Source organism: Streptococcus sp. HMSC078H12, assembly GCF_001814615.1.
GTDB lineage: Bacteria > Bacillota > Bacilli > Lactobacillales > Streptococcaceae > Streptococcus > Streptococcus salivarius_F.
This window is the reverse complement of record NZ_KV817339.1, coordinates 20,932-41,993: the sequence shown is the minus strand read 5'-3', so window position 1 is coordinate 41,993 and position 21,062 is coordinate 20,932. Positions and strand designations below refer to the sequence as shown.

Here is a 21,062-nt window from a genome sequence, read left to right as displayed (position 1 = left end):
TATTTGAATACTAAAATCATACTGAATCCTATAAAGCAGAGAGACTTCTCTCTGTTTTTTTTGTTTATTGGCCATCAAATTGAAACAGTCAGTCCTCACGTTTTCAGAAAATTGTCAACTTATCTGTCTGTCTGGTCAAAATTATGGTAAAATGGAAAGGATTAGAAAACGGTTGAAGGAGAATATTATGTCAATTGATCAATTAAGAGATGTCAAACTGATCACAGCCCTTATTACACCTTTCCACGAAGATGGCTCAATCAATTATGATGCCCTTCCAGAATTGATTGAGCATCTTTTGGCTCACCATACAGAAGCTCTTCTTTTGGCGGGAACAACGGCTGAAAGTCCAACACTTACTCACGATGAGGAGTTGGAACTCTTTGCGGCTGTTCAGAAAATTGTTAATGGACGTGTGCCATTGATTGCTGGTGTCGGTACCAACGATACACGCGACTCTATCGAGTTTGCTAAGGAAGTTGCCAAATTTGGTGGTTTCGCAGCAGGTCTTGCTATCGTGCCTTACTACAACAAGCCATCACAAGAAGGTATGTACCAACACTTCAAAGCCATTGCGGATGCTTCTGATTTGCCAATTATCATCTACAATATTCCTGGTCGTGTGGTTGTTGAAATGGCTCCTGATACCATGCTTCGTTTGGCTGAACATCCAAATATCATTGGTGTTAAAGAATGTACCAGCCTTGCAAATATGGCCTACCTTATCGAACATAAACCTGAAGATTTCTTGGTTTATACAGGTGAAGATGGGGATGCCTTCCACGCTATGAATCTTGGAGCTAACGGTGTTATCTCAGTAGCCTCTCATACAAACGGTGATGAGATGCATGCCATGCTTGAAGCTATTGAAAATAGTGACCTCAAGACAGCAGCAGCTATCCAACGTAAATTCATTCCTAAAGTTAACGCTCTCTTCTCAGTACCAAGCCCTGCACCTGTCAAGGCTGTTCTTAACCATCTTGGTTTCGAAGTTGGACCACTTCGTTTGCCATTGGTTGCATGTACTTCAGAAGAAGCCAAACGTATCATCAAGGTTGTCCTTGAAGAAGATGTCGAAGCAACACGTGAGACAGTTACAGGTGTCGTTCGTCCAGATTATTAAGAAAATGAAGTTGAGCAGCTTGCTCAGCTTTTTTTAGTTGAATAGATTAAATCTCACAAAATAAGCTGATATAGGGTCTAAAAGCAGTTTTCTATCATGAAAATTGGCTTTTTTTGATATAATTATAGTTAGTGTGCTTAAAAAGAAAGGAAGTTTCATGAATCAACTTGAACAAAAACTTGAGCAGGATTTTGGTATTGTTTTTAGCCAAAAAGACCTCTTAGAAACAGCATTTACCCATACCTCATATGCCAATGAGCACCGCCTCCTAAACATTTCACATAATGAACGTTTGGAATTTTTAGGAGACGCGGCTCTGCAATTAGTCATTTCTGTTTATCTATACAAACGCTACCCTAATAAGCCAGAGGGGGAAATGTCTAAGATGCGCAGTACTATCGTTCGTGAAGAGAGTTTGGCAGGTTTTACAAAGGCTTGCGGTTTCGAACAATATATTCGTCTTGGTAAAGGGGAAGAAAAATCTGGTGGACGTGAACGTGCCACTATCCTTGGTGACCTCTGGGAGGCCTTCCTCGGTGCTCTTTATCTAGATCAAGGTTTGCCTGCTGTTGAGAAATTCTTGAATCAGGTCATGATTCCTCAGGTTGAAAAGGGGAACTTTGACCGCGTAACAGACTATAAGACAGCCTTGCAAGAGCGTCTTCAGGTCAATGGTACGGTTGATATTACTTATACCGTTATCGACGAGTCTGGACCAGCTCATGCCAAAGAATTTACTATGCAGGTAGCTGTTGATGGTAAGGAGCTCAGCACAGGTCTTGGAAAATCTAAGAAATTAGCTGAACAGGCAGCGGCTAAGGCTGCCCTTGAACAACTAGGAAATTAAGCATGTATTTGAAATCAATTGAAATGCAGGGCTTTAAATCCTTTGCGGACAAGACGCAAGTCGTCTTTGACAAGGGAGTAACAGCCGTTGTAGGTCCAAATGGATCGGGAAAATCAAATATTACAGAGAGTCTACGCTGGGCATTGGGTGAATCATCTGCCAAGAGTTTGCGTGGAGGCAAGATGCCTGACGTTATTTTTGCAGGAACAGAGGTTCGTAAGGCTCTCAACTATGCGGAAGTGGCAGTCACTCTTGATAACAGTGATGGTTTTATCGCGGGTGCTGGCGAAACCATTCGTGTGGAGCGTCACATTTATCGAAACGGTGACAATGATTACTTGATTGATGGTCGCAAAGTTCGTCTGCGTGATATTCATGACCTCTTCATGGATACCGGTCTGGGGCGTGATTCTTTTTCTATTATTTCCCAAGGTCGTGTTGAGGCTATTTTTAATGCCAAACCTGAAGAACGCCGCGCTATTTTCGAAGAAGCCGCAGGGGTTCTTAAATATAAGACACGTAAGAAAGAAACGGAAAGTAAGCTTAATCAAACCCAAGATAACCTTGATCGTTTGGAAGATATCATTTACGAGCTGGACGGTCAGGTTAAACCGCTTGAAAAGCAAGCAGCGACTGCTAAACGTTACTTGGAATTAGATGAGGAACGTAGACAGACTCAGCTTAATCTTTTGGTCCACGATATTGAAATTGGTAAGTCTGACTTGAGCCAGACCCAAGAGGATTTGTCAGAGGTCAAGGAAAAATTAACCAGCTATTATGAGGAACGCCATCGCCTAGAGACTGAGAACCAAGAACTCAAACAAAAACGACATCAAATTTCAGAACAAATTTCTTCTGACCAACAAACCTTGGTGGATGTCACACGACTTATTAGTGACTTTGAGCGTCAAATTGATCTTTATACCATGGAGAGTCAGCAGCGTTCAGAGAAAAAAGAAGAAACTGAAGCTCGTCTCAGTGAGTTAGAGCATTTGAAAGAAGAAGCTCAGGCATCACTTGATAAGGTTAATCAAGGCCAAGTTGAATTGAATGCTGAGTTGGATAGCCTTGCCCAAGAGCTAATCGCTATTCAAAAAGAACTGGAGCAATTTTCTGATGACCCAGATACGCTTATTGAACGTTTACGTGAGGACTATGTTGGTCTGATGCAGGAGGAAGCCAAGGTTTCCAACAGTTTGACTCAGGTCACTCACGACATGGACAGTCAGACACAAGCGCTTGAGGCACAAGCTGAAGAATTTAAACAAGCTCAGGCAGACTTACTTTCCGCTCAGGAAGTGGCTAGCGAAACCCAAAAAGCTTATCAAGCAGCCAAAGAGAGTCTTCAAAGCCTCTTAGCTAGCTACAAAGAAAAGGCCCAGGCTTATCAGGCTCTTGATAAGGACTATCAAGAGGCTCAAAAGCAGATGTTTGACCTCATGGATCACCTTAAGAGTAAAGATGCTCGTCGTCAAAGTTTAGAGTCTATCCAAAAAAATCATAGTAATTTCTATGCAGGGGTTAAGGCTGTCCTTCAAAATGCCCAATCCATTCAAGGAATTATTGGTGCAGTTAGTGAACACTTGACCTTTGATACACGTTATCAGACGGCTCTTGAAATCGCTATGGGGGCTAGCGGGCAAAATATTATTGTGGAGGATGAAGCGGCTGCTAAGCGTTCGATTGACTACTTGAAGCGCAATCGTCAGGGTCGTGCGACCTTCTTGCCGTTGACCACTATTAAACCGCGTCAACTTAATGGACAATTTGGTCAAAGTCTTGCCAATGCACCAGGCTTTATTGGTATGGCTTCCGATTTGGTTACCTATGAGGACCGCTTATCTAATATTTTCCAAAACCTCCTAGGGGTAACGGCAATCTTTGATACCATTGACAATGCTAATAAAGCAGCTCGAGCTGTTCGTTTCCAAGTACGTATGGTTACTCTTGACGGGTCTGAGATCCGTCCCGGTGGTGCCTTTGCTGGTGGTACCAACAAACAAAATAATAATCTCTTTATCAAGCCTGAACTGGATGCATTGACTTCTGAAATTAACCAGATTAAGGCTCAATTAAGTGATAGTGAAGCTAAAGTTGAAGCCCTCAAGATCAAACGTAAGGCTTTACAGAAAGAACTAGAAGACCTTAAGGTAGATGGTGAAAATGCTCGTCTGCAAGAGCAAAAACTAGACCTAGAACACCAACAAGCCTTGTCAGAGGTGGAGAAAAATCAAACCCTAGTGGATAGTTTCAAACAGGATTCTCAGGGAACTGATGGGGCAAATCTTCAAGATAAGGCTGAACAACTTAAAGCAGAGTTAGCACAAATTGCATCCAAGCGTGAGGCCATTAACGACCGTATTGAGGCTATTAAGGAAGACAAAGACGCTCTTGGACAACAAAAACAGGTTCTCTTAGACAAGCAATCTGAACTTCAGTTGAAGGAACGTGATTTGCAAGCAGAATTGCGTTTTGCTAAGACAGAGAGCAATCGTCTTCAAGCCGACTTGTCTGAGTTAATGAAGGAATCGGATAGTCTTAAAGCGCTCCTTAATAACCAGGTCCATGAAGACCAAACTGACCGCCTTCCGCATTTGCAAGCACAGCATAAAGAAGCTGTTCAACGTAAGGACGATTTGGAACAAGCTCTTGTCCGTGCCAAGATTCAGGTGCAAGATTACGAAGGTCAGTTGGAAGACTTGGAGGAGCGTTTGGCTAAAGCTGGCAATCGTAATGAGGACTTGATTCGTCAGCAGACTCGCTTGGAAGAACGTGAAAGTCAGATTAGTCAATCGCTTCGTAAGTTTGCGACTCAGTTGGCTGAAGATTACCAGATGACACTTGAAGTCGCCAAAGGTCAGGCTAGCCCTCTTGACAATGTCGAACAAACACGCCAGAACCTGCAAGGTCTTGAGCGTTCAATCAAAGCTTTAGGTCCGGTCAATGTAGATGCTATTGCCCAATTTGAAGAGGTTAAGCAACGTCTTGATTTCTTGAACGGACAAAAGGATGATTTGCTCGAAGCGAAGAGCCTCCTTCTGAATACCATAAATGACATGGATGATGAAGTGAAATCACGCTTTAAAGCAACCTTTGAGGCTATCCGAGAAAGCTTTAAACAGACCTTTACCCAGATGTTTGGTGGAGGTTCAGCAGACTTGATTTTGACCTCAGACAATCTCCTAGAGGCTGGGGTAGAAATTTCTGTGCAGCCACCAGGTAAGAAAATTCAATCGCTTAACCTTATGTCTGGTGGTGAGAAGGCCTTGTCAGCTTTGGCCCTTCTCTTTGCCATCATTCGTGTTAAGACCATTCCATTTGTTATCCTAGACGAAGTAGAAGCGGCTTTGGATGAAGCCAATGTTAAACGCTTCGGGGACTACCTTAATCGTTTTGACAAGTCCAGTCAATTTATTGTAGTTACCCATCGTAAGGGAACGATGTCTGCTGCAGACTCTATTTATGGGGTAACTATGCAGGAATCAGGTGTCTCGAAAATTGTTTCGGTCAAACTGAAAGACCTTGATTTAGACTAAAAATAGATTATATTTTCATGAAAGATAGTTGATAGCTTTATCACTATCTTTTTTCATAGTCTCAAAAAATTTGCAAGGACTTTCAGAAAATAATTAAGTTTGCGCTTTCAAAATTACGCAATCGATTGCGTAAAATGGCTTAACAAAGGCTATGATTAGGATTTTAGGGTTTATGAGAGAGAGGGTGACTTGTCATTTTGCACTGACATGTTACAATATTTAAGGAAATGTCATATGGGGATATGGTGTTTTTTGAAGTTAGTTATAGTGTATGTGTTAAGATACGATTTTCTGGACACATTTAGGCTTCGCGTATACAAGTCTAAGAAGTCTTCTTTCGAGCGAAAAATCCAGGCTGGGAAACCTGGATTTTTCTTTGTCTTTTTAGTTTATTGGTCACCTTTCTCAGCTTGAGATTTGGCTTGTTTGATACCAGCATTGACCAAGCCCTGCATGATAGCCCCAAAAAGGATAGCTTCAAAAATGCCTGATAGCATATTATGGATTGAGAATAATTCTGTCAAATAGTCTTTATTGTCAACTAAGAAGTGAACTAGGGGCATGCCTAAGAACATGCTAATCCCAAAGAATAAACCTGACTTAAGCCCCACGTGCTTAAGTTGTTTTTTCTCTTTCTCAGTCAGTTCTTCCTCGTCAAAAGCATTAACAGCACTTATCTTTAACTTATAAGTAAGGATGCTGCTAACTAACAGAATGATAATCAAGAGGAGGATAGGATAAATACGAGCTACAAGTTCGGGATACTTAAAGCCTATAAGAAAGGCAATACAATTACCACAAAGTAAGGTAAAGAAAAGAACTACGAAAGCTATGTTACCCATTCGATCAACCTGTTGGCGCTTTTGTTCATCTAAAGGACCAGTGATACCATAAAAACGTTTAATGAGTTTGTCAGTGAAAGTTTCTTTAATCATGATTTACCTCTTTCTATCTTATATCTCTATTCGGATTTTCATCCCAAAAGAGACTGTTAAGATCCGTATCTAGTGCTTTAGCTAGATTAAGACAGAGCTCAAGTGTTGGGTTATATTTGTTATTTTCGATCATATTAATGGTCTGTCGGGAAACACCAATAGATTTTGCGAGTTCTAATTGCGAAAGTCCCATATTCTTTCTAAATTCCCTGACATGATTCATAATGGACCTCCTTCTGAAAGACAAGCTAATGTGTTGCTGTAAGTCGCAATTTATTAATTATGTCAACTTTATCTGACATAATTGTAGCAAGTTTATATAGGTGTGTCAATTATCTTAGACATATTTTCCATTTTGGTATTAACTAAAGGATTCTTTGTCAGCTCTTGAAAGCTTTTTGTTTTTTTGGTAAAATTGATAGTAATTGAATAGAAGTCGTAGAGACTAGTAACCTTATGGAATTTGACAGGGATTGGGGGCCATGGACTGGAAGCCTCCTCAAGGGAAGTTTGGCGAATTCACTCATGAAGACGGCTGGCGAATCAAGGTCTGGGGAACCAGATAAAAAACGGATGGTACCGCGTGTCAACGCTCCGGGTTGGAGTTTTGGCATGTGGTTTTTTGTTTGCGATTCGAAATTGTTACATCAGAAAGGAATCTCATGGATTTACAAACACAATTGCAAGAGTTGAAAACATCAACGCAGGCTAAATTGGCTGAAATGCGTGGTGAACACTCTAAAGAATTACAAGAATTGCGTGTTGCAGTTTTGGGTAAAAAAGGCTCTTTGACAGATCTTTTGAAGGGGCTTAAAGACCTTCCTAATGAAGAACGTCCTAAAGTTGGTAAAATGGTCAACGAAGTTCGTGACGTTTTGACTGAAGCTTTTGACGAAGCAGCTAAAGTTGTTGAAGCGGCTAAAATTCAAGCACAACTTGACTCTGAAAGTCTTGACGTAACCCTTCCAGGACGCCAAGTCAAACTTGGAAACCGTCATATTCTTAGCCAAACAGCTGAAGAAATCGAAGACATTTTCTTGGGGATGGGCTTCCAAATCGTTGATGGTTTTGAAGTTGAGACTGACTACTATAACTTTGAACGTATGAACTTGCCTAAGGACCACCCAGCGCGTGACATGCAAGATACCTTCTACATTACGGAAGAAATTTTGCTTCGTACACACACAAGTCCTGTTCAAGCTCGTACACTTGATAAACACGATTTTTCTAAAGGTCCACTTAAGATGATCTCACCAGGACGTGTTTTCCGTCGTGATACAGATGATGCGACTCACAGTCACCAGTTCCACCAAATCGAAGGTTTGGTCGTTGGTAAAAACATCTCAATGGGTGATCTTAAGGGAACGCTTGAAATGATTATCCAAAAAATGTTTGGTGCAGAACGTCAAATCCGTTTGCGCCCATCTTACTTCCCATTCACTGAGCCTTCAGTTGAGGTTGACGTGTCATGCTTCAAGTGTGGTGGTAAAGGATGTAACGTATGTAAGAAGACAGGTTGGATTGAGATCCTCGGTGCTGGTATGGTTCACCCACAAGTGCTTGAAATGTCAGGCGTTGATTCTGAAGAATATTCAGGTTTCGCCTTCGGTCTTGGTCAAGAACGTATTGCCATGCTTCGTTATGGTATCAACGACATTCGTGGTTTCTACCAAGGGGATGTTCGCTTCTCAGAACAGTTTAAATAAGGTTTAGGAGGTTGTCATGACAGTAGCTATTCGTAAGGTTCTTCCAGAAGAAGTAGCAGAATTAAAAGTTATCTCAGAAGATACCTTTAGAGAGACTTTTGCTCATGATAATACCGAAGCCCAGTTGCAAGGTTACTTTGACACTGCACTTTCTGAGGAAGTTCTCTTAGATGAAATCACTCATGAAGAATCGCGTTACTTTTTCATTCTTGTTGATGGTGAAAAGGCAGGTTTTCTAAAGACTAATGTAGGTTCTGCTCAAACAGAGCAGCACTTGGATAATGCCTTTCAAATTCAACGTATTTATATCAGTCAGGCCTTCCAAGGCATGGGCTTGGGTAAGCAGCTCTTTGAGTTTGCCTTACAAGAAGCTCGTGATCTAGGTTGTGATTGGGCCTGGTTGGGTGTTTGGGAAAGGAATTTCAAAGCACAGATATTTTACGATAAATATGGCTTCGAAAAATTCGCCGAACACGATTTTCCAGTTGGTGATGGTAAAGTAGACCGAGACTGGTTGCTTAAATTAAAACTATAAACCGCTTATTAAGTTGATTGAGAGGAGTTTATAAGGCGGTTAAACGTGTTAGTTCGTCTTCCTCTTATATCAGATATACATATTCCTAAATTACGGAAAGGATTTGAACCCGCTTAAGTAGAGGTTTGAACTCTTCTCTCATTTATCAGTTGAACTGATAATTTTATAGAAAGGATTTGAATACGACCTCAAAGTTCGAGATTTAGATAAGTCGCTACTGAAATCAGGATTTCAGGCGACTTCCTAAAATCTTGTCACTTTGGTCCTTGCAAAGCAAGGACACGGTCTTAATATCATAATTATGCTAGTTAGTTATAAATGGTTAAAAGAGTTGGTTGATGTGGATGTTACCACTGCTGAACTCGCTGAAAAAATGTCGACGACAGGTATTGAAGTGGAAGGTGTTGAGACACCTGCTGAGGGCTTGTCAAAATTGGTTGTTGGTCATGTCTTGTCATGTGAAGATGTGCCTGACACACACTTGCACTTGTGTCAAGTAGATACAGGAGATGCTGAAGGTCCACGTCAAATTGTTTGTGGTGCTCCAAATGTCACTGCTGGTATCAAGGTAATTGTTGCTATTCCTGGTGCCCGTATTGCGGATAACTACAAGATCAAAAAAGGTAAGATTCGCGGCATGGAATCACTCGGTATGATCTGTTCTTTGGCAGAGCTTGGACTTCCAGATAGCATTATTCCTAAGGAATTTGCGGATGGTATCCAAATTTTGCCAGAAGATGCCGTTCCTGGCGATAGCATTTTCCCATATCTTGACCTTGATGATGAAATCATCGAATTGTCAATCACACCTAACCGTGCGGATGCTCTTTCTATGCGTGGTGTGGCACATGAAGTTGCTGCAATCTATGGCAAGTCTGTCCACTTCCCAGAAAAAACGGTTACTGAAGACAGCAAACCAGCTTCTGATAAGATTTCAGTAGCCATTGAAAGTGATAAAGTGGCTACTTATGCTAGTCGTGTGGTTGAGAATGTTACTGTTCAACCAAGTCCACAATGGTTGCAAAACCTTCTTATGAATGCTGGTATCCGTCCAATCAACAACGTGGTTGACGTGACAAACTATGTTCTTCTTTACTTTGGACAACCAATGCACGCCTTCGATTTGGATAAATTTGAAGATTCACACATTGTTGCGCGTGATGCACGTGATAGGGAAAAATTAGTCACTCTCGATGGTGAAGAACGTGAATTGACTGCTGAAGATATTGTTATTACAGTTGCTGACAAACCAGTTGCTCTCGCAGGTGTTATGGGTGGTGCTTCAACTGAAATTGACAACAATTCTAAAAATGTCGTTCTCGAAGCTGCTGTTTTTGATGGTAAATCAGTTCGTAAGACAAGTAGCCGTCTCAACCTTCGTTCAGAATCATCATCACGTTTTGAAAAAGGTATCAATAATGATACTGTCCTTGAAGCACTTGATTTTGCTGCAGCTATGTTGCAAGAATTGGCAAATGGAACGGTGCTTGCAGGCCGTGTTCAAGCGGGATCTGTTGACACAGAGCCAGTTCAAGTTTCTACAAGCCTTGACTACGTAAATGTTCGCCTTGGTACAGAATTGACTTTTGCGGATATTGAAGATGTGTTTGCAAAACTTGGTTTTGGATTGACTGGTGATGCTGATAAGTTCACAGTATCTGTACCACGTCGTCGTTGGGATATCAGTATCCAAGCAGACTTGGTTGAGGAAATTGCACGCATCTACGGCTATGAAAAATTGCCTACGACACTTCCAGAGGCAGCAGGAACAGCTGGTGAGTTGACTGAAACACAAGCGCTTCGTCGTAAGGTTCGTACCATTGCTGAAGGTGCTGGATTGACGGAAATCATCTCATATGCTTTGACTACACCTGAAAAAGCTGTTGAATTTGCTGTGACACCTACTAACTTGACTGAGTTGATGTGGCCAATGACTGTTGACCGTTCAGCCCTCCGTCAGAACATGGTCTCTGGTATGCTTGATACTGTTGCTTACAATGTTAACCGTAAGAATAGTAACGTTGCTATTTACGAAATCGGTAAGGTCTTTGAACAAAATGGCAATCCAAAAGAGGAATTGCCAAATGAAATCAATACCTTTGCCTTCGCTATTTCTGGTCTTGTAGCTGAAAAAGATTTCCAAACTAAAGCAACACCAGTTGATTTCTTCTATGCTAAAGGGATTGTTGAAGCTCTCTTTGATAAACTTGAAGTTTCAGTTGATTATGTACCGACAAAAGACCTAGCAAGTATGCACCCAGGTCGTACAGCTGCTATTGTCCTGGATGGTCAAACGATTGGATTCCTTGGTCAAGTTCACCCACAAACTGCTAAAAACTACGGTATTCCAGAAACTTATGTGGCTGAAATTAACCTTAGTGCTGTAGAAGCAGCCTTGCAACCGGCTCAACCATTTGTTGAAATCACAAAATTCCCTGCAGTATCACGTGATATCGCCCTTCTTCTCAAGGCAGAAATTACTCATCAAGAAGTTCTTGATGCTATCTACTCTGCAGGAGTGAAACGCTTGGTTGCCGTTAAACTCTTTGACGTTTACGCAGGTGAAAAACTTGGTGCTGGAATGAAATCAATGGCTTATAGCCTTACTTTCCAAAATCCAAATGACAACCTCACAGACGAAGAAGTTGCTAAATACATGGAAAAAATCACCAAAGCTCTTACTGAGAAAGTCGAAGCAGAGGTACGTTAATAGTTAAAAAATCCATCTGAGAAGATGGATTTTTAAGTGACTAGACTATATTACAAAAAGGAGTTAATTTGTTTTTAGAGTTTTTTGATGGGGTATTAGGACATTACACTTTTGAATCTGATAAAGTCAATGTTCTGATTGATGGTTTACCCAGTTTTGCTTATCCCTTGGGGCAAGTAATATTTGTATTATTAGTCTACAGGTTACTCGTTCATCAATATATTAAAAAGTTTTTAACTATGTCACCTCGGGATATTTGGGCTTGGCATAAAGAAACGTTCCGCAAAAGTAAATTATCTTTCATTGTCATCCCAATAGTTTATCTGTTCGTTTTCGGAATGACCTATGTTTTAGTTGATGATGTTTTGGCTACCGTCACTATTTACAAAGACTATAGAGGTCCTATAGCTAAAACCATTGATGGTCAAGTTGAACAAATAGATATTAGTCATGTTGGGACAAAAACGAGTAGTGCTAGGATTAATGCTCACTTTGTAAGCTCTGACGGGCAGACTTATGACATTCACCTGATAAACGGTGACAAGAGAATCGCTAATTATATGCGCCATCATAAGTCAGAGTCCTACACAGCAACCCTTTCCTTTGATAAACATGGCAAACCAGTTTACATTTCTAAATTCTGGGAATAAGCAGTCTGGATAGCTCTTTCAGGGATTTGCACTTGACAAATATGTAAATTCTCTGCATAATAAAAGAAAAAGCCATGAAAAGAGGGTAGCCATGCAAATTATTAAACGTAATGGTCAAGTTGCTGAATTTGATCCTGATAAAATTTACCAAGCCATCTTAAAAGCAGCACAGACTGTGTATGTTCTTGATGATACTTGGCGCCAAAACCTTGCTCAAGTGACGAAAAAAGTAGTGCTTGATCTTCAAGATGCTCAGGTAGAACGCCCAACCATTAACATGATTCAGTCATTGGTTGAAAATCGTCTCATGGAAGCAGGCTTTATCAATATTGCCGAGCATTATATTTCATACCGTTTGCAACGAGATTTGGAGCGTAACGGTTATGGTGACAAGGTCATTGTCCACCTACGCTTTGAGCAGACTAAATAAGAAAAGCCATCAAGCGATGGCTTTTTTTGTGTCTAATTGTCACTTTGTCTTTTTTAAAAGTTTTATAAAGGATTCCAGTTCCTGTCCATGACCTACTTGCAGATAAGTTTCAGAAGTTGGTCTAATAAAGGAGGATTCTAAAAAGCGAATCTGCTTGTGGGCTTTGAATTTTTCAAGTGAAAACTCCTTAGGAAGTTGCCAAGTCACATGCCTAGGGGAAATCTGATAAGGAATGCTAACCTTATATTTTTCAATGATTGCTTGGCTTTTAGCCATGTTTTGTTGAAAGAGGTCACCAAGTTTTTTAATGTTTTTTTGGAACATGCCATTTTCGAGATAAACGGAAAGTGCTTTTTGCATGATGAGATTGGTATCATAGTCAATAAGTCCCTTGTGGCTCAAAAAGGTAGACTTAAGATTAGGAGGTAAGACAAGGCTACCTAGACGCAAACCTGGAAAAAGAGCCATGGAAAAGGATTTGATGTAGATGGTCTGATTTTGGGTGTCATAGTAGTGAATCGGGAGATTTTTACTATCGCTAAAGTCTCCCATATAGTCATCCTCGACGATATAAACATTGTACTGATTGGCAAGTTGGGCTAGCTTTTCTTTTTCACTGGCAGAATAGCTTAATCCAAGAGGATTGGAGTAACGACTAATGGTATAGAAGAACTTAATCTGTCCAGACTTAAAGTACTCTTCCAAGCGGTCAAAATCTAAACCATCAAAACCACGGTTAATCGTCTCATAAGCTAGATTTTGACGGTTGACGAGCTGGTTCATACGATGATAGGTAGGTTGTTCTAAGAGAATTTTGTAGCCACCATTACCAAAGTCCATCTGTGAAAGAATGTAGAGGGCCTGTTGGCTTCCTGAGGTTATGACAATCTGATCCGAATTTACATAAATATCGTCAGCAATTAATCGACTCTTTAAGGCTTCAAGCAACTCTTTGAGTCCGGCTTGTTCATGATAATAGTTGAAGAGGTAGTCCTGGTGACCCGCCAAACTTTCATCTAAACAAAGCTTGAAATCCTCGTAGGCCAATTGATTGTAATCGTTAAGGTTAAGAAGCACCTTATTATCGACTTCATTGCGACCTTCAAGGACGTAATAGCCACTTTTGGGTACGGCGTAAATATAGTTTTGATACTTGAGTTCCAAGAGTGCCCTTTGGGCTGTATCCTTACTACAGGCATAAGTCTGGCTTAGTTGACGAATAGAGGGGAGCTTACTCCCTTTTTTCAAAGTCCCATTTTGGATATTTTTGATGATGGTCTCGACAATATCGTGATAAATACTCATAACTGACCCCTTACAGATTTTTCCTTATTTTACCCTACTTGACTTCTAAGGGCAAGAGGCCTAGAGATATTTGACAAGATTATTAGATTTTGACATAATAAAAAGGTTGTAAGGTAAAACTAAATTCCCCTTTCAAATAAGTTTAAGGAGATTATAAGAATGACTTTTAAGAAAATCTTAGGACTTCTGGCTCTTGCATGCTTAACCATTATCGGTTTGTCAGCTTGCACACCAGAGAAAGAGCCTACTTGGACCTACGATAAAAACAAAATGCTATTTACAGGACAAGATGCTAGTGTACAAGTTCTTTCTGCAACTAAAATCGAATCACCAGAAGGTCAAAAAGCTGTACGCGTTCACTATAAACTTACCAACTCAAGTAAAGAAACCATGAATGCCTACACTCTTTTGATGAAGGTAGTCCTTGATGTAAAACAAGAAAAGGAAGAAGTGAAGGTTGCTACATTGGTCTTTTCTAAAGATGATGACCGAGATAAGATTGCAAATAAGACCAAGATTGCTCCTAAGGAAGTTAAAGAAATCGTTGTTGACTATGCCGTTGCTGATTTTGATCATGATCTTAGCATTGATTTCTCTGATTACGGTACTGAGGCTAACGCGACTGCCAAGCTTTCACTACAAAATCTTGAAAAGGCACCTGTCAAATACTTTGATAAAAAAGCTCAATAAGTTTTATTACCACATGAATGTGTGGTGTTTTTTTATTGTCTTAAATCTGTACCCATACAGTATTGAAAATACTATCTTGTTTAATCGTCAGAATTTTCATAAACTTATACTATATTTATTGACTAAGGAGTTTTAGGTATGTCACCAAAACGTTTAACCATTTCTGCATTTTTCATGGCACTTGTCATTATTTTGAGCTCTAGTCTCTTATCCATTCCTGTGCCAGGAGGTCATTTCTATTTTAACGGGATTATTATTTTCCTAGTTGGTTTAATTTTCCCACCTACAGAAGCAGTTATTATTGCCGGAGTAGGTTCCTTTATTGGAGATTTTCTTTTCTACCCCCTTCCTATGTGGGTAACTCTAGTAACACATAGCCTTCAAGTTCTCACTATTGCACTCATTGTTGGAGGCCGCTTAGGAAAATTGAGTAAGTCTAGGGCAGTGTTAGGTCTCTTGATTGGGGCTATTATTGACTTAGTCGGTTATGGATTAGGAAGAGCCTTTATCTATGGTACGCCTGCCTATGCTATTATGAAGATTCCTTTTGACATTGTAGCTGCTATTCTTGGTTTAGGAGTGGCCTACTACATTTATTTCCACACAGGTTTTGTTAAACAGTTTAAAAAGACCTGGGAAGGAAAATAGATGACCAAAGTAATTGTTGCCAATGACCTGGTTGGTCTAGGTAAGGTTGCTTTGACTAGTAGCCTTCCTATCATGTCAGCCTGTCAAACTGAAGTCCTTCTCCTACCAACAGTTCTTTTATCTTCGCACACAGGGGAGTTTGAAAATATCTATGTACGGGATCTTACGGATGACCTAAAAGGATTTTGTAAGCAGTGGGAACACTTGGATTTTATAGTAGATGGCCTTGTGAGTGGTTATTTTAAGTCAGAAGAAGCATTAAAACGTGTAGGTCAATTGGCTCGTGATAAACAGATAGCTCTATTTGTTGACCCTATTATGGGTGACAATGGTCGTCTCTATCAAGGTTTTGATAGAAACTATGTAGAAGCCATGAAGGATTTCTGTCAACAGGCAGATGTCATCATTCCCAATCTGACAGAAGCTGCTTTGTTGACGGATACTACCTATCTTGAAGCAGGTTCCTATGATGAGGCCACTATTGAAAAGCTTCTGAGAGAATTGACCAAGCTTGGACCTCGAAAAGTTATTTTAACAGGTATCTCATTTGAGACAGATAAAATTGGGTTGGCTTATTTTGATAAAGAGACGAATGAAACGATTTATCGCATGCAAAAACGTTATGGTAATCATTTTTATGGAAGCGGCGATTTACTAACGGCAATCTTATCAGCAGGTTACTTTTATAATCTTGATTTACTAAAGGTTTGTGATTTGGCCTTGAATGTTATAGATAGGGTTCTTTCGTCAACACTGTCTGATGGTCGTCCTTTAAAATATGGTCTTTGCTATGAGCCCCATATCGGTTATTTATTCAGTGGTTTTAATGCCCTATTGGAGGAGAAAAATGAAAAATGATAAAACACGTGAATTAGTTGAATTAAGTTTGTATGCAGCTTTAATTATTGTGAGTGTACAGTTTATTCGTATTCCTTTTGGACCTCAATTTGTCCATCTGGGAAATGCCCTAGTTGTGATTGCTGTTTTGATTTTCGGTGCCAGAAAAGGTGCGCTAGTCGCAACAGTAGGGTTAGGGCTATTTGATATTTTCAATGGTTATGCTGCTGAGGTCTGGATTACTATTTTAGAATCTTTGATTGTTTGTTATGTTCTCTATCTTGTTTTTGAAAAGCTTCTAAAATCAAATGACAAAATGGCTAACATCATAATCATTGGAGTCATAGCGGCAGTGACCAAAATTATTTTGAATTTTATTAAGTATACGATTATTAATAGTGTTGTTGCGGCTTTACCACTCAATGCAGCCATGGTATTGGCACTTACTAAAATTGGTGGGACCTTTGGGACATCAGTAGTGACTATCATTGCTGTGCCTCTCCTCTATCCTGTCTTCAAACGTATTTTACAGAGAAACTAAAGATTTAGCAGGTTAGTCCTGCTTTTTCTTTTTAATTTTCCAGGAGCAGAGGTCCAAATTTTCACTAAAAAATGGTAAAATAGTAAAGTTAATGTCAAGAAAGGAAAGGGCTGAAGGCAGGTTCAGCCCAGATATGCTATGTCTATTTTAGAAGTCAAAAATCTTAGTCACGGATTTGGTGACCGTGCTATTTTTGAAAATGTTTCATTCCGTTTGCTCAAAGGTGAGCATATCGGTCTTGTCGGTGCTAACGGTGAAGGAAAGTCAACCTTCATGTCTATCGTTACTGGGAAATTGCAACCAGATGAAGGTAAGGTAGAGTGGTCTAAGTACGTTACAGCGGGTTACTTGGATCAGCATGTTGTTCTTGAAAAGGGAATGACCGTTCGTGATGTTCTTCGTACGGCTTTTGATGAGCTCTTTAAGACTGAAGAACGTATCAACGAGATTTACATGTCTATGGCTGATGAAGGAGCTGACGTTGATGCTCTGATGGAAGAAGTGGGTGAGCTTCAGGATCGCTTGGAAACGCGTGATTTCTATACACTAGATGCTAAGATTGACGAGGTTGCCCGTGCACTAGGTGTCATGGATTTTGGTATGGATACAGATGTAATGGACCTTTCAGGTGGTCAACGTACCAAGATTCTCTTGGCTAAGTTATTGCTTGAAAAACCAGATATCTTACTTCTCGATGAGCCAACCAACTATTTGGATGCTGAACACATTGCTTGGCTTAAACGCTATCTTCAAGAGTATGAAAATGCCTTTGTCCTCATTTCTCACGATATTCCATTCCTTAACGATGTGATTAACATTGTCTATCATGTTGAAAATCAAGACTTGGTTCGCTATGCAGGTGATTATGACAATTTCCAATCTGTCTATGCTATGAAAAAGGCACAATTGGAAGCTGCCTATGAACGTCAGCAAAAGGAAATTGCAGACCTTCAAGATTTCGTTAACCGAAACAAGGCACGTGTTGCTACTCGAAATATGGCCATGTCTCGTCAGAAGAAATTGGATAAGATGGAAATTATCGAGTTGCAGGCTGAGAAGCCAAAACCTGAATTCCATTTCAAGGAAAGTCGTACGCCTGGACGCTTTATTTTCCAAACCAAAGACCTCGTTATTGGTTACGACCGCCCTTTGACCAAGGCTCCTTTGAATCTTACCTTCGAACGTAATCAAAAAGTAGCTATCGTGGGTGCCAATGGTATCGGTAAGACTACTTTGCTTAAGAGCTTGCTTGGTATTATTCAACCACTCGAAGGAGAAGTTGAAACAGGTGACTTTATTGATCTAGGTTACTTTGAGCAAGAAGCAGAAGGGTCACGTCAGACGCCTCTTGAAGCGGTTTGGGATGCCTTCCCAGCCTTAAATCAAGCTGAGGTCCGTGCGGCTCTAGCCAAATGCGGATTAACCTCTAAGCATATTGAAAGCCAAATTCAAGTGCTTTCTGGTGGGGAACAGGCTAAAGTTCGCTTCTGTCTCCTTATGAATCGTGAAAATAATGTTCTTGTTCTGGATGAACCTACCAACCACTTGGATGTTGACGCCAAGGATGAATTGAAGCGTGCTCTTCAGGCCTTCAAGGGCAGTATCCTTATGGTATGTCACGAACCAGAATTTTATGAAGGTTGGACAGACGTTTGGGATTTTAATGAGTTAGTATAGAGATAAAAGAGTGTTGACATTCTCTAAAGAGAAAGTTACTCACTCTTTTTTTATATTTTAAAGCAAAGTAACTTTCTAGGATTTGGTAAGACAGTGATGGTGTTAAGAAAGGTAACCGTCATCATAAAGCGATTTTCTACCTATTTTGACATGTTCTACATGGGTTTTGAGCATAGAAACTTAATTTGTTCAAAAAGTAACAAAGTCTGAGCATAAAAGGTGTAACCGTTTTCTGATTATGGTAGAATAAAATGGTAAACTATTATCAAAAGAAAGTTGGATAAACTTATGTCAAAAATCGTAGTTGTTGGTGCTAACCACGCTGGTACTTTTAGTATTAATACTATTCTCGATAATTACGGAGACCAAAATGAAGTAGTTGTTTTCGACCAAAACTCTAACATTTCATTCTTGGGTTGTGGTATGGCTCTTTGGATCGGTAATCAAATCTCAGGTTCTGACGGTCTTTTCTATGCCAACAAAGAAGGACTTGAAAGCAAGGGTGCTAAAGTTTATATGAACTCACCAGTTGAGTCTATTGACTTTGATGGTAAAACTGTTACAGCCCTTGTAGATGGTAAAGAGCACGTTGAATCATATGACAAATTGATTTTGGCTACTGGGTCTCAACCAATCTTACCTCCAATCGAAGGTGCTGAAATTAAAGAAGGTAGCCGTACTTTCGAAGCTACACTTGAAAACCTTCAATTCGTTAAACTTTTCCAAAATGCTCAAGAAGTTATTGATAAGTTGAACGACAAATCTCAAGATATCAAACGTGTAGCGGTTGTAGGTGCTGGTTACATTGGTGTTGAATTGGCTGAAGCTTTCCAACGTCATGGTAAAGAAGTTATCCTTATCGACGTTGTTGATACATGTTTGGCAGGTTATTACGACCATGACTTGACTGAACTTATGGCTAAAAATATGGAAAGCCACGGTATTAAATTGGCATTTGGTGAAACTGTTAAGGCAGTTGAAGGTGATACTAAAGTTGAACGTATCGTCACTGATAAAAATGCTTACGATGTCGACATGGTTGTCCTTGCAGTAGGTTTCCGTCCTAACACAGCTCTTGGTGCTGGTAAATTGGAAACATTCCGTAATGGGGCTTATCTTGTTAATAAGAAACAAGAAACATCAATCAAAGACGTTTATGCAGTTGGTGACTGTGCTACCGTTTATGACAATGCCCTTGAAGATGTCAACTACATTGCCTTGGCTTCAAACGCTGTTCGTTCTGGTATTGTCGGTGGTCATAATGCCGGTGGTGGCGATGTTGAATCAAACGGTGTTCAAGGATCAAATGGTATCTCAATCTATGGTTTGAACATGGTATCTACTGGTTTGACAGAAGAAAAAGCAAAACGCTTTGGTTTCAATCCAGCAGTAGTAGAATCAACAGATCTTCAAAAAGCTGCCTTCATGGAAGATGAAAATGAAGACGTTACAATCAAGATCGTTTATGACAAAGATACACGCAAAGTTCTTGGTGCTCAAATGGTATCACGTATGGACATCTCTATGGGAATCCACATGTTCTCATTGGCTATCCAAGAAGGTGTAACTATTGACCGTCTTCAATTGCTTGATTTGTTCTTCTTGCCACACTTTAACCAACCGCTTAGCTATATTGCTAAAGCAGCTATCTCAGCTAAATAATTTTAAACAGCTAATTCAGTCGAATTAGCTGTTTTTTCTTTTTTTAATACGAAAAAAGCCTCCTACTGGAGACTTTTATTTAACTAATGTTAGATTAGTTTTTTGAAGCTTCTTGGAAATCAGGGTTTTTCCATGCTTCATCAATGATAGCTTGCAATTCGTCAGCAGAAGCTTTCATTTTTTGTTGTTCCGCATCGTTCAATGGGATGTTAACTGGACGTACGATACCGTGTGCACCTACGATAGCAGGTTGACCGATAAAGACGTTGCTTACACCATATTGACCTTCTTGGAATACAGACAATGGAAGTACTGCATTTTCATCGTCAAGAATAGCTTTAGTGATACGAGCAAGGGCAACGGCGATACCATAGTAAGTAGCACCTTTTTTGTTGATGATTGTGTAAGCGGCATCACGAACACCTTCGAACAATTCAACCAATTCAGCTTCTTGAACGTTTTGAGTATCTTTAAGGAATTCTTCAAGGTTTACACCGGCGATGTTAGCGTGTGACCAAACGGCAAATTCTGAGTCACCGTGTTCACCCATGATGTAGGCGTGAACTGAACGAGCGTCAACATCAAGTTTTTCAGCAAGTGCTTGACGGAAACGAGCTGAGTCAAGTGAAGTACCTGAACCGATAACGCGTTCTTTAGGGAATCCTGAGAATTTCCATGTTGAGTAAGTCAATACGTCAACTGGATTAGCTGCTACAAGGAAGATTCCTTTGAAGCCTGATTCAACAACTTGAGTAACGATAGATTTGTTGATAGCAAGGTTTTTACCAACAAGATCAAGACGAGTTTCACCTGGTTTTTGTGGAGCACCAGCAGTGATAACTACAAGGTCAGCATCCGCACAGTCTTCGTATTTAGCTGCGTAGATTTTTTTAGGTGAAGTGAAAGCAAGCGCGTGGCTAAGGTCAAGCGCATCACCAACAGCTTTTTCGAACAATTGTGGAATTTCGATGATACCAAGTTCTTGAGCGATACCTTGGTTTACAAGTGCGAAAGCGTAAGATGAACCTACGGCACCGTCACCAACGAGGATGACTTTTTTGTGTTGTTTAGTTGCAGTCATGGGTCTAAACATCTCCTTTTTTTTAATTGGGTTACCCCATACACTGCTTATTCTACCACTTTAAGTGATGGATGTCACGAAATATTAAGTAAATAATGGATGAAAGCGTTTTACACAACTGAAAAATAAAGCGTTTTATGGTATAATAT

Annotated in this window: 18 protein-coding genes; 14 read left to right on the top strand and 4 right to left on the bottom strand. The window is 40.1% G+C overall.

The window, feature by feature from the left end:
- Positions 1–187: 187 nt before the first annotated feature.
- From dapA to smc, 3 genes are all read left to right on the top strand, one after another.
- Entirely contained in the window at positions 188–1,123 is a 936-nt protein-coding gene (dapA, locus tag HMPREF2979_RS06895) for a 4-hydroxy-tetrahydrodipicolinate synthase (protein WP_013990425.1), read from the top strand.
- A gap of 157 nt (positions 1,124–1,280) precedes the next feature.
- Positions 1,281–1,970, top strand: coding sequence for a ribonuclease III (rnc, locus tag HMPREF2979_RS06890; RefSeq protein WP_002885331.1), 690 nt, complete (start codon positions 1,281–1,283; stop codon positions 1,968–1,970).
- 2 nt (positions 1,971–1,972) lie between these two features.
- Entirely contained in the window at positions 1,973–5,506 is a 3,534-nt protein-coding gene (smc, locus tag HMPREF2979_RS06885; protein ID WP_070655805.1) for a chromosome segregation protein SMC, read from the top strand.
- Between the two features lie 389 nt (positions 5,507–5,895).
- On the opposite strand, the gene HMPREF2979_RS06880 is transcribed toward smc, so the two are convergent.
- A complete protein-coding gene (locus HMPREF2979_RS06880; protein WP_070655804.1) occupies positions 5,896–6,441 on the bottom strand; it encodes a DUF3278 domain-containing protein in 546 nt (181 codons plus the stop codon).
- A 13-nt stretch (positions 6,442–6,454) separates the two neighbouring features.
- Positions 6,455–6,664 (bottom strand): helix-turn-helix transcriptional regulator, encoded by a 210-nt coding sequence (locus tag HMPREF2979_RS06875; RefSeq protein WP_064525094.1) that lies wholly within the window; start codon positions 6,662–6,664, stop codon positions 6,455–6,457.
- A 439-nt stretch (positions 6,665–7,103) separates the two neighbouring features.
- Here HMPREF2979_RS06875 and pheS point away from each other — a divergent pair, with 439 nt between their 5' ends.
- The 5 genes from pheS to HMPREF2979_RS06845 all read left to right on the top strand — a co-directional run bounded on the left by pheS (position 7,104) and on the right by HMPREF2979_RS06845 (position 12,472).
- Positions 7,104–8,147 carry a phenylalanine--tRNA ligase subunit alpha gene (pheS, locus tag HMPREF2979_RS06865; RefSeq protein WP_004182138.1) on the top strand — a complete coding sequence of 348 codons (1,044 nt, stop codon included), beginning with the start codon at positions 7,104–7,106 and terminating at the stop codon, positions 8,145–8,147.
- A 16-nt stretch (positions 8,148–8,163) separates the two neighbouring features.
- Complete coding sequence (locus HMPREF2979_RS06860; RefSeq protein WP_070655800.1) at positions 8,164–8,682, top strand: GNAT family N-acetyltransferase; 519 nt, start codon at positions 8,164–8,166, stop codon at positions 8,680–8,682.
- Positions 8,683–8,941: 259 nt separating this feature from the next.
- On the top strand, positions 8,942–11,392 hold the full coding sequence (pheT, locus tag HMPREF2979_RS06855; protein WP_398584220.1) for a phenylalanine--tRNA ligase subunit beta: 2,451 nt from the start codon (positions 8,942–8,944) through the stop codon (positions 11,390–11,392).
- Between the two features lie 68 nt (positions 11,393–11,460).
- Positions 11,461–12,042, top strand: coding sequence for a hypothetical protein (locus HMPREF2979_RS06850; RefSeq protein ID WP_070655796.1), 582 nt, complete (start codon positions 11,461–11,463; stop codon positions 12,040–12,042).
- 91 nt (positions 12,043–12,133) lie between these two features.
- A complete protein-coding gene (locus tag HMPREF2979_RS06845) occupies positions 12,134–12,472 on the top strand; it encodes an ATP cone domain-containing protein (RefSeq protein ID WP_002891184.1) in 339 nt (112 codons plus the stop codon).
- Positions 12,473–12,511: 39 nt separating this feature from the next.
- Here HMPREF2979_RS06845 and HMPREF2979_RS06840 read toward each other — a convergent pair whose 3' ends face one another.
- Complete coding sequence (locus tag HMPREF2979_RS06840) at positions 12,512–13,777, bottom strand: aminotransferase-like domain-containing protein (RefSeq protein WP_070655794.1); 1,266 nt, start codon at positions 13,775–13,777, stop codon at positions 12,512–12,514.
- A gap of 159 nt (positions 13,778–13,936) precedes the next feature.
- Between HMPREF2979_RS06840 and HMPREF2979_RS06835 the strand changes: the two genes are divergently transcribed.
- From HMPREF2979_RS06835 to nox, 6 genes are all read left to right on the top strand, one after another.
- Positions 13,937–14,467 carry a DUF5067 domain-containing protein gene (locus HMPREF2979_RS06835; protein WP_060973261.1) on the top strand — a complete coding sequence of 177 codons (531 nt, stop codon included), beginning with the start codon at positions 13,937–13,939 and terminating at the stop codon, positions 14,465–14,467.
- Positions 14,468–14,605: 138 nt separating this feature from the next.
- Positions 14,606–15,115, top strand: a complete 510-nt coding sequence (locus HMPREF2979_RS06830) for an ECF transporter S component (RefSeq protein ID WP_070655792.1) — start codon at positions 14,606–14,608, stop codon at positions 15,113–15,115.
- Positions 15,116–15,973, top strand: a complete 858-nt coding sequence (locus tag HMPREF2979_RS06825; protein WP_070655791.1) for a pyridoxamine kinase — start codon at positions 15,116–15,118, stop codon at positions 15,971–15,973.
- Complete coding sequence (locus HMPREF2979_RS06820; protein ID WP_070655789.1) at positions 15,963–16,493, top strand: ECF transporter S component; 531 nt, start codon at positions 15,963–15,965, stop codon at positions 16,491–16,493. Before HMPREF2979_RS06825 ends, HMPREF2979_RS06820 begins: the two co-directional genes overlap by 11 nt.
- A 138-nt stretch (positions 16,494–16,631) precedes the next feature.
- On the top strand, positions 16,632–18,170 hold the full coding sequence (locus HMPREF2979_RS06815; RefSeq protein WP_070655787.1) for an ABC-F family ATP-binding cassette domain-containing protein: 1,539 nt from the start codon (positions 16,632–16,634) through the stop codon (positions 18,168–18,170).
- 288 nt (positions 18,171–18,458) lie between these two features.
- Positions 18,459–19,832, top strand: a complete 1,374-nt coding sequence (gene nox, locus HMPREF2979_RS06810) for a H2O-forming NADH oxidase (RefSeq protein ID WP_004182358.1) — start codon at positions 18,459–18,461, stop codon at positions 19,830–19,832.
- 94 nt (positions 19,833–19,926) lie between these two features.
- On the opposite strand, the gene HMPREF2979_RS06805 is transcribed toward nox, so the two are convergent.
- The gene (locus HMPREF2979_RS06805; protein WP_070655785.1) at positions 19,927–20,913 is read right to left on the bottom strand and encodes an L-lactate dehydrogenase; all 987 of its coding nucleotides are present in this window, start codon (positions 20,911–20,913) and stop codon (positions 19,927–19,929) included.
- Between the last annotated feature and the right edge of the window lie 149 nt (positions 20,914–21,062).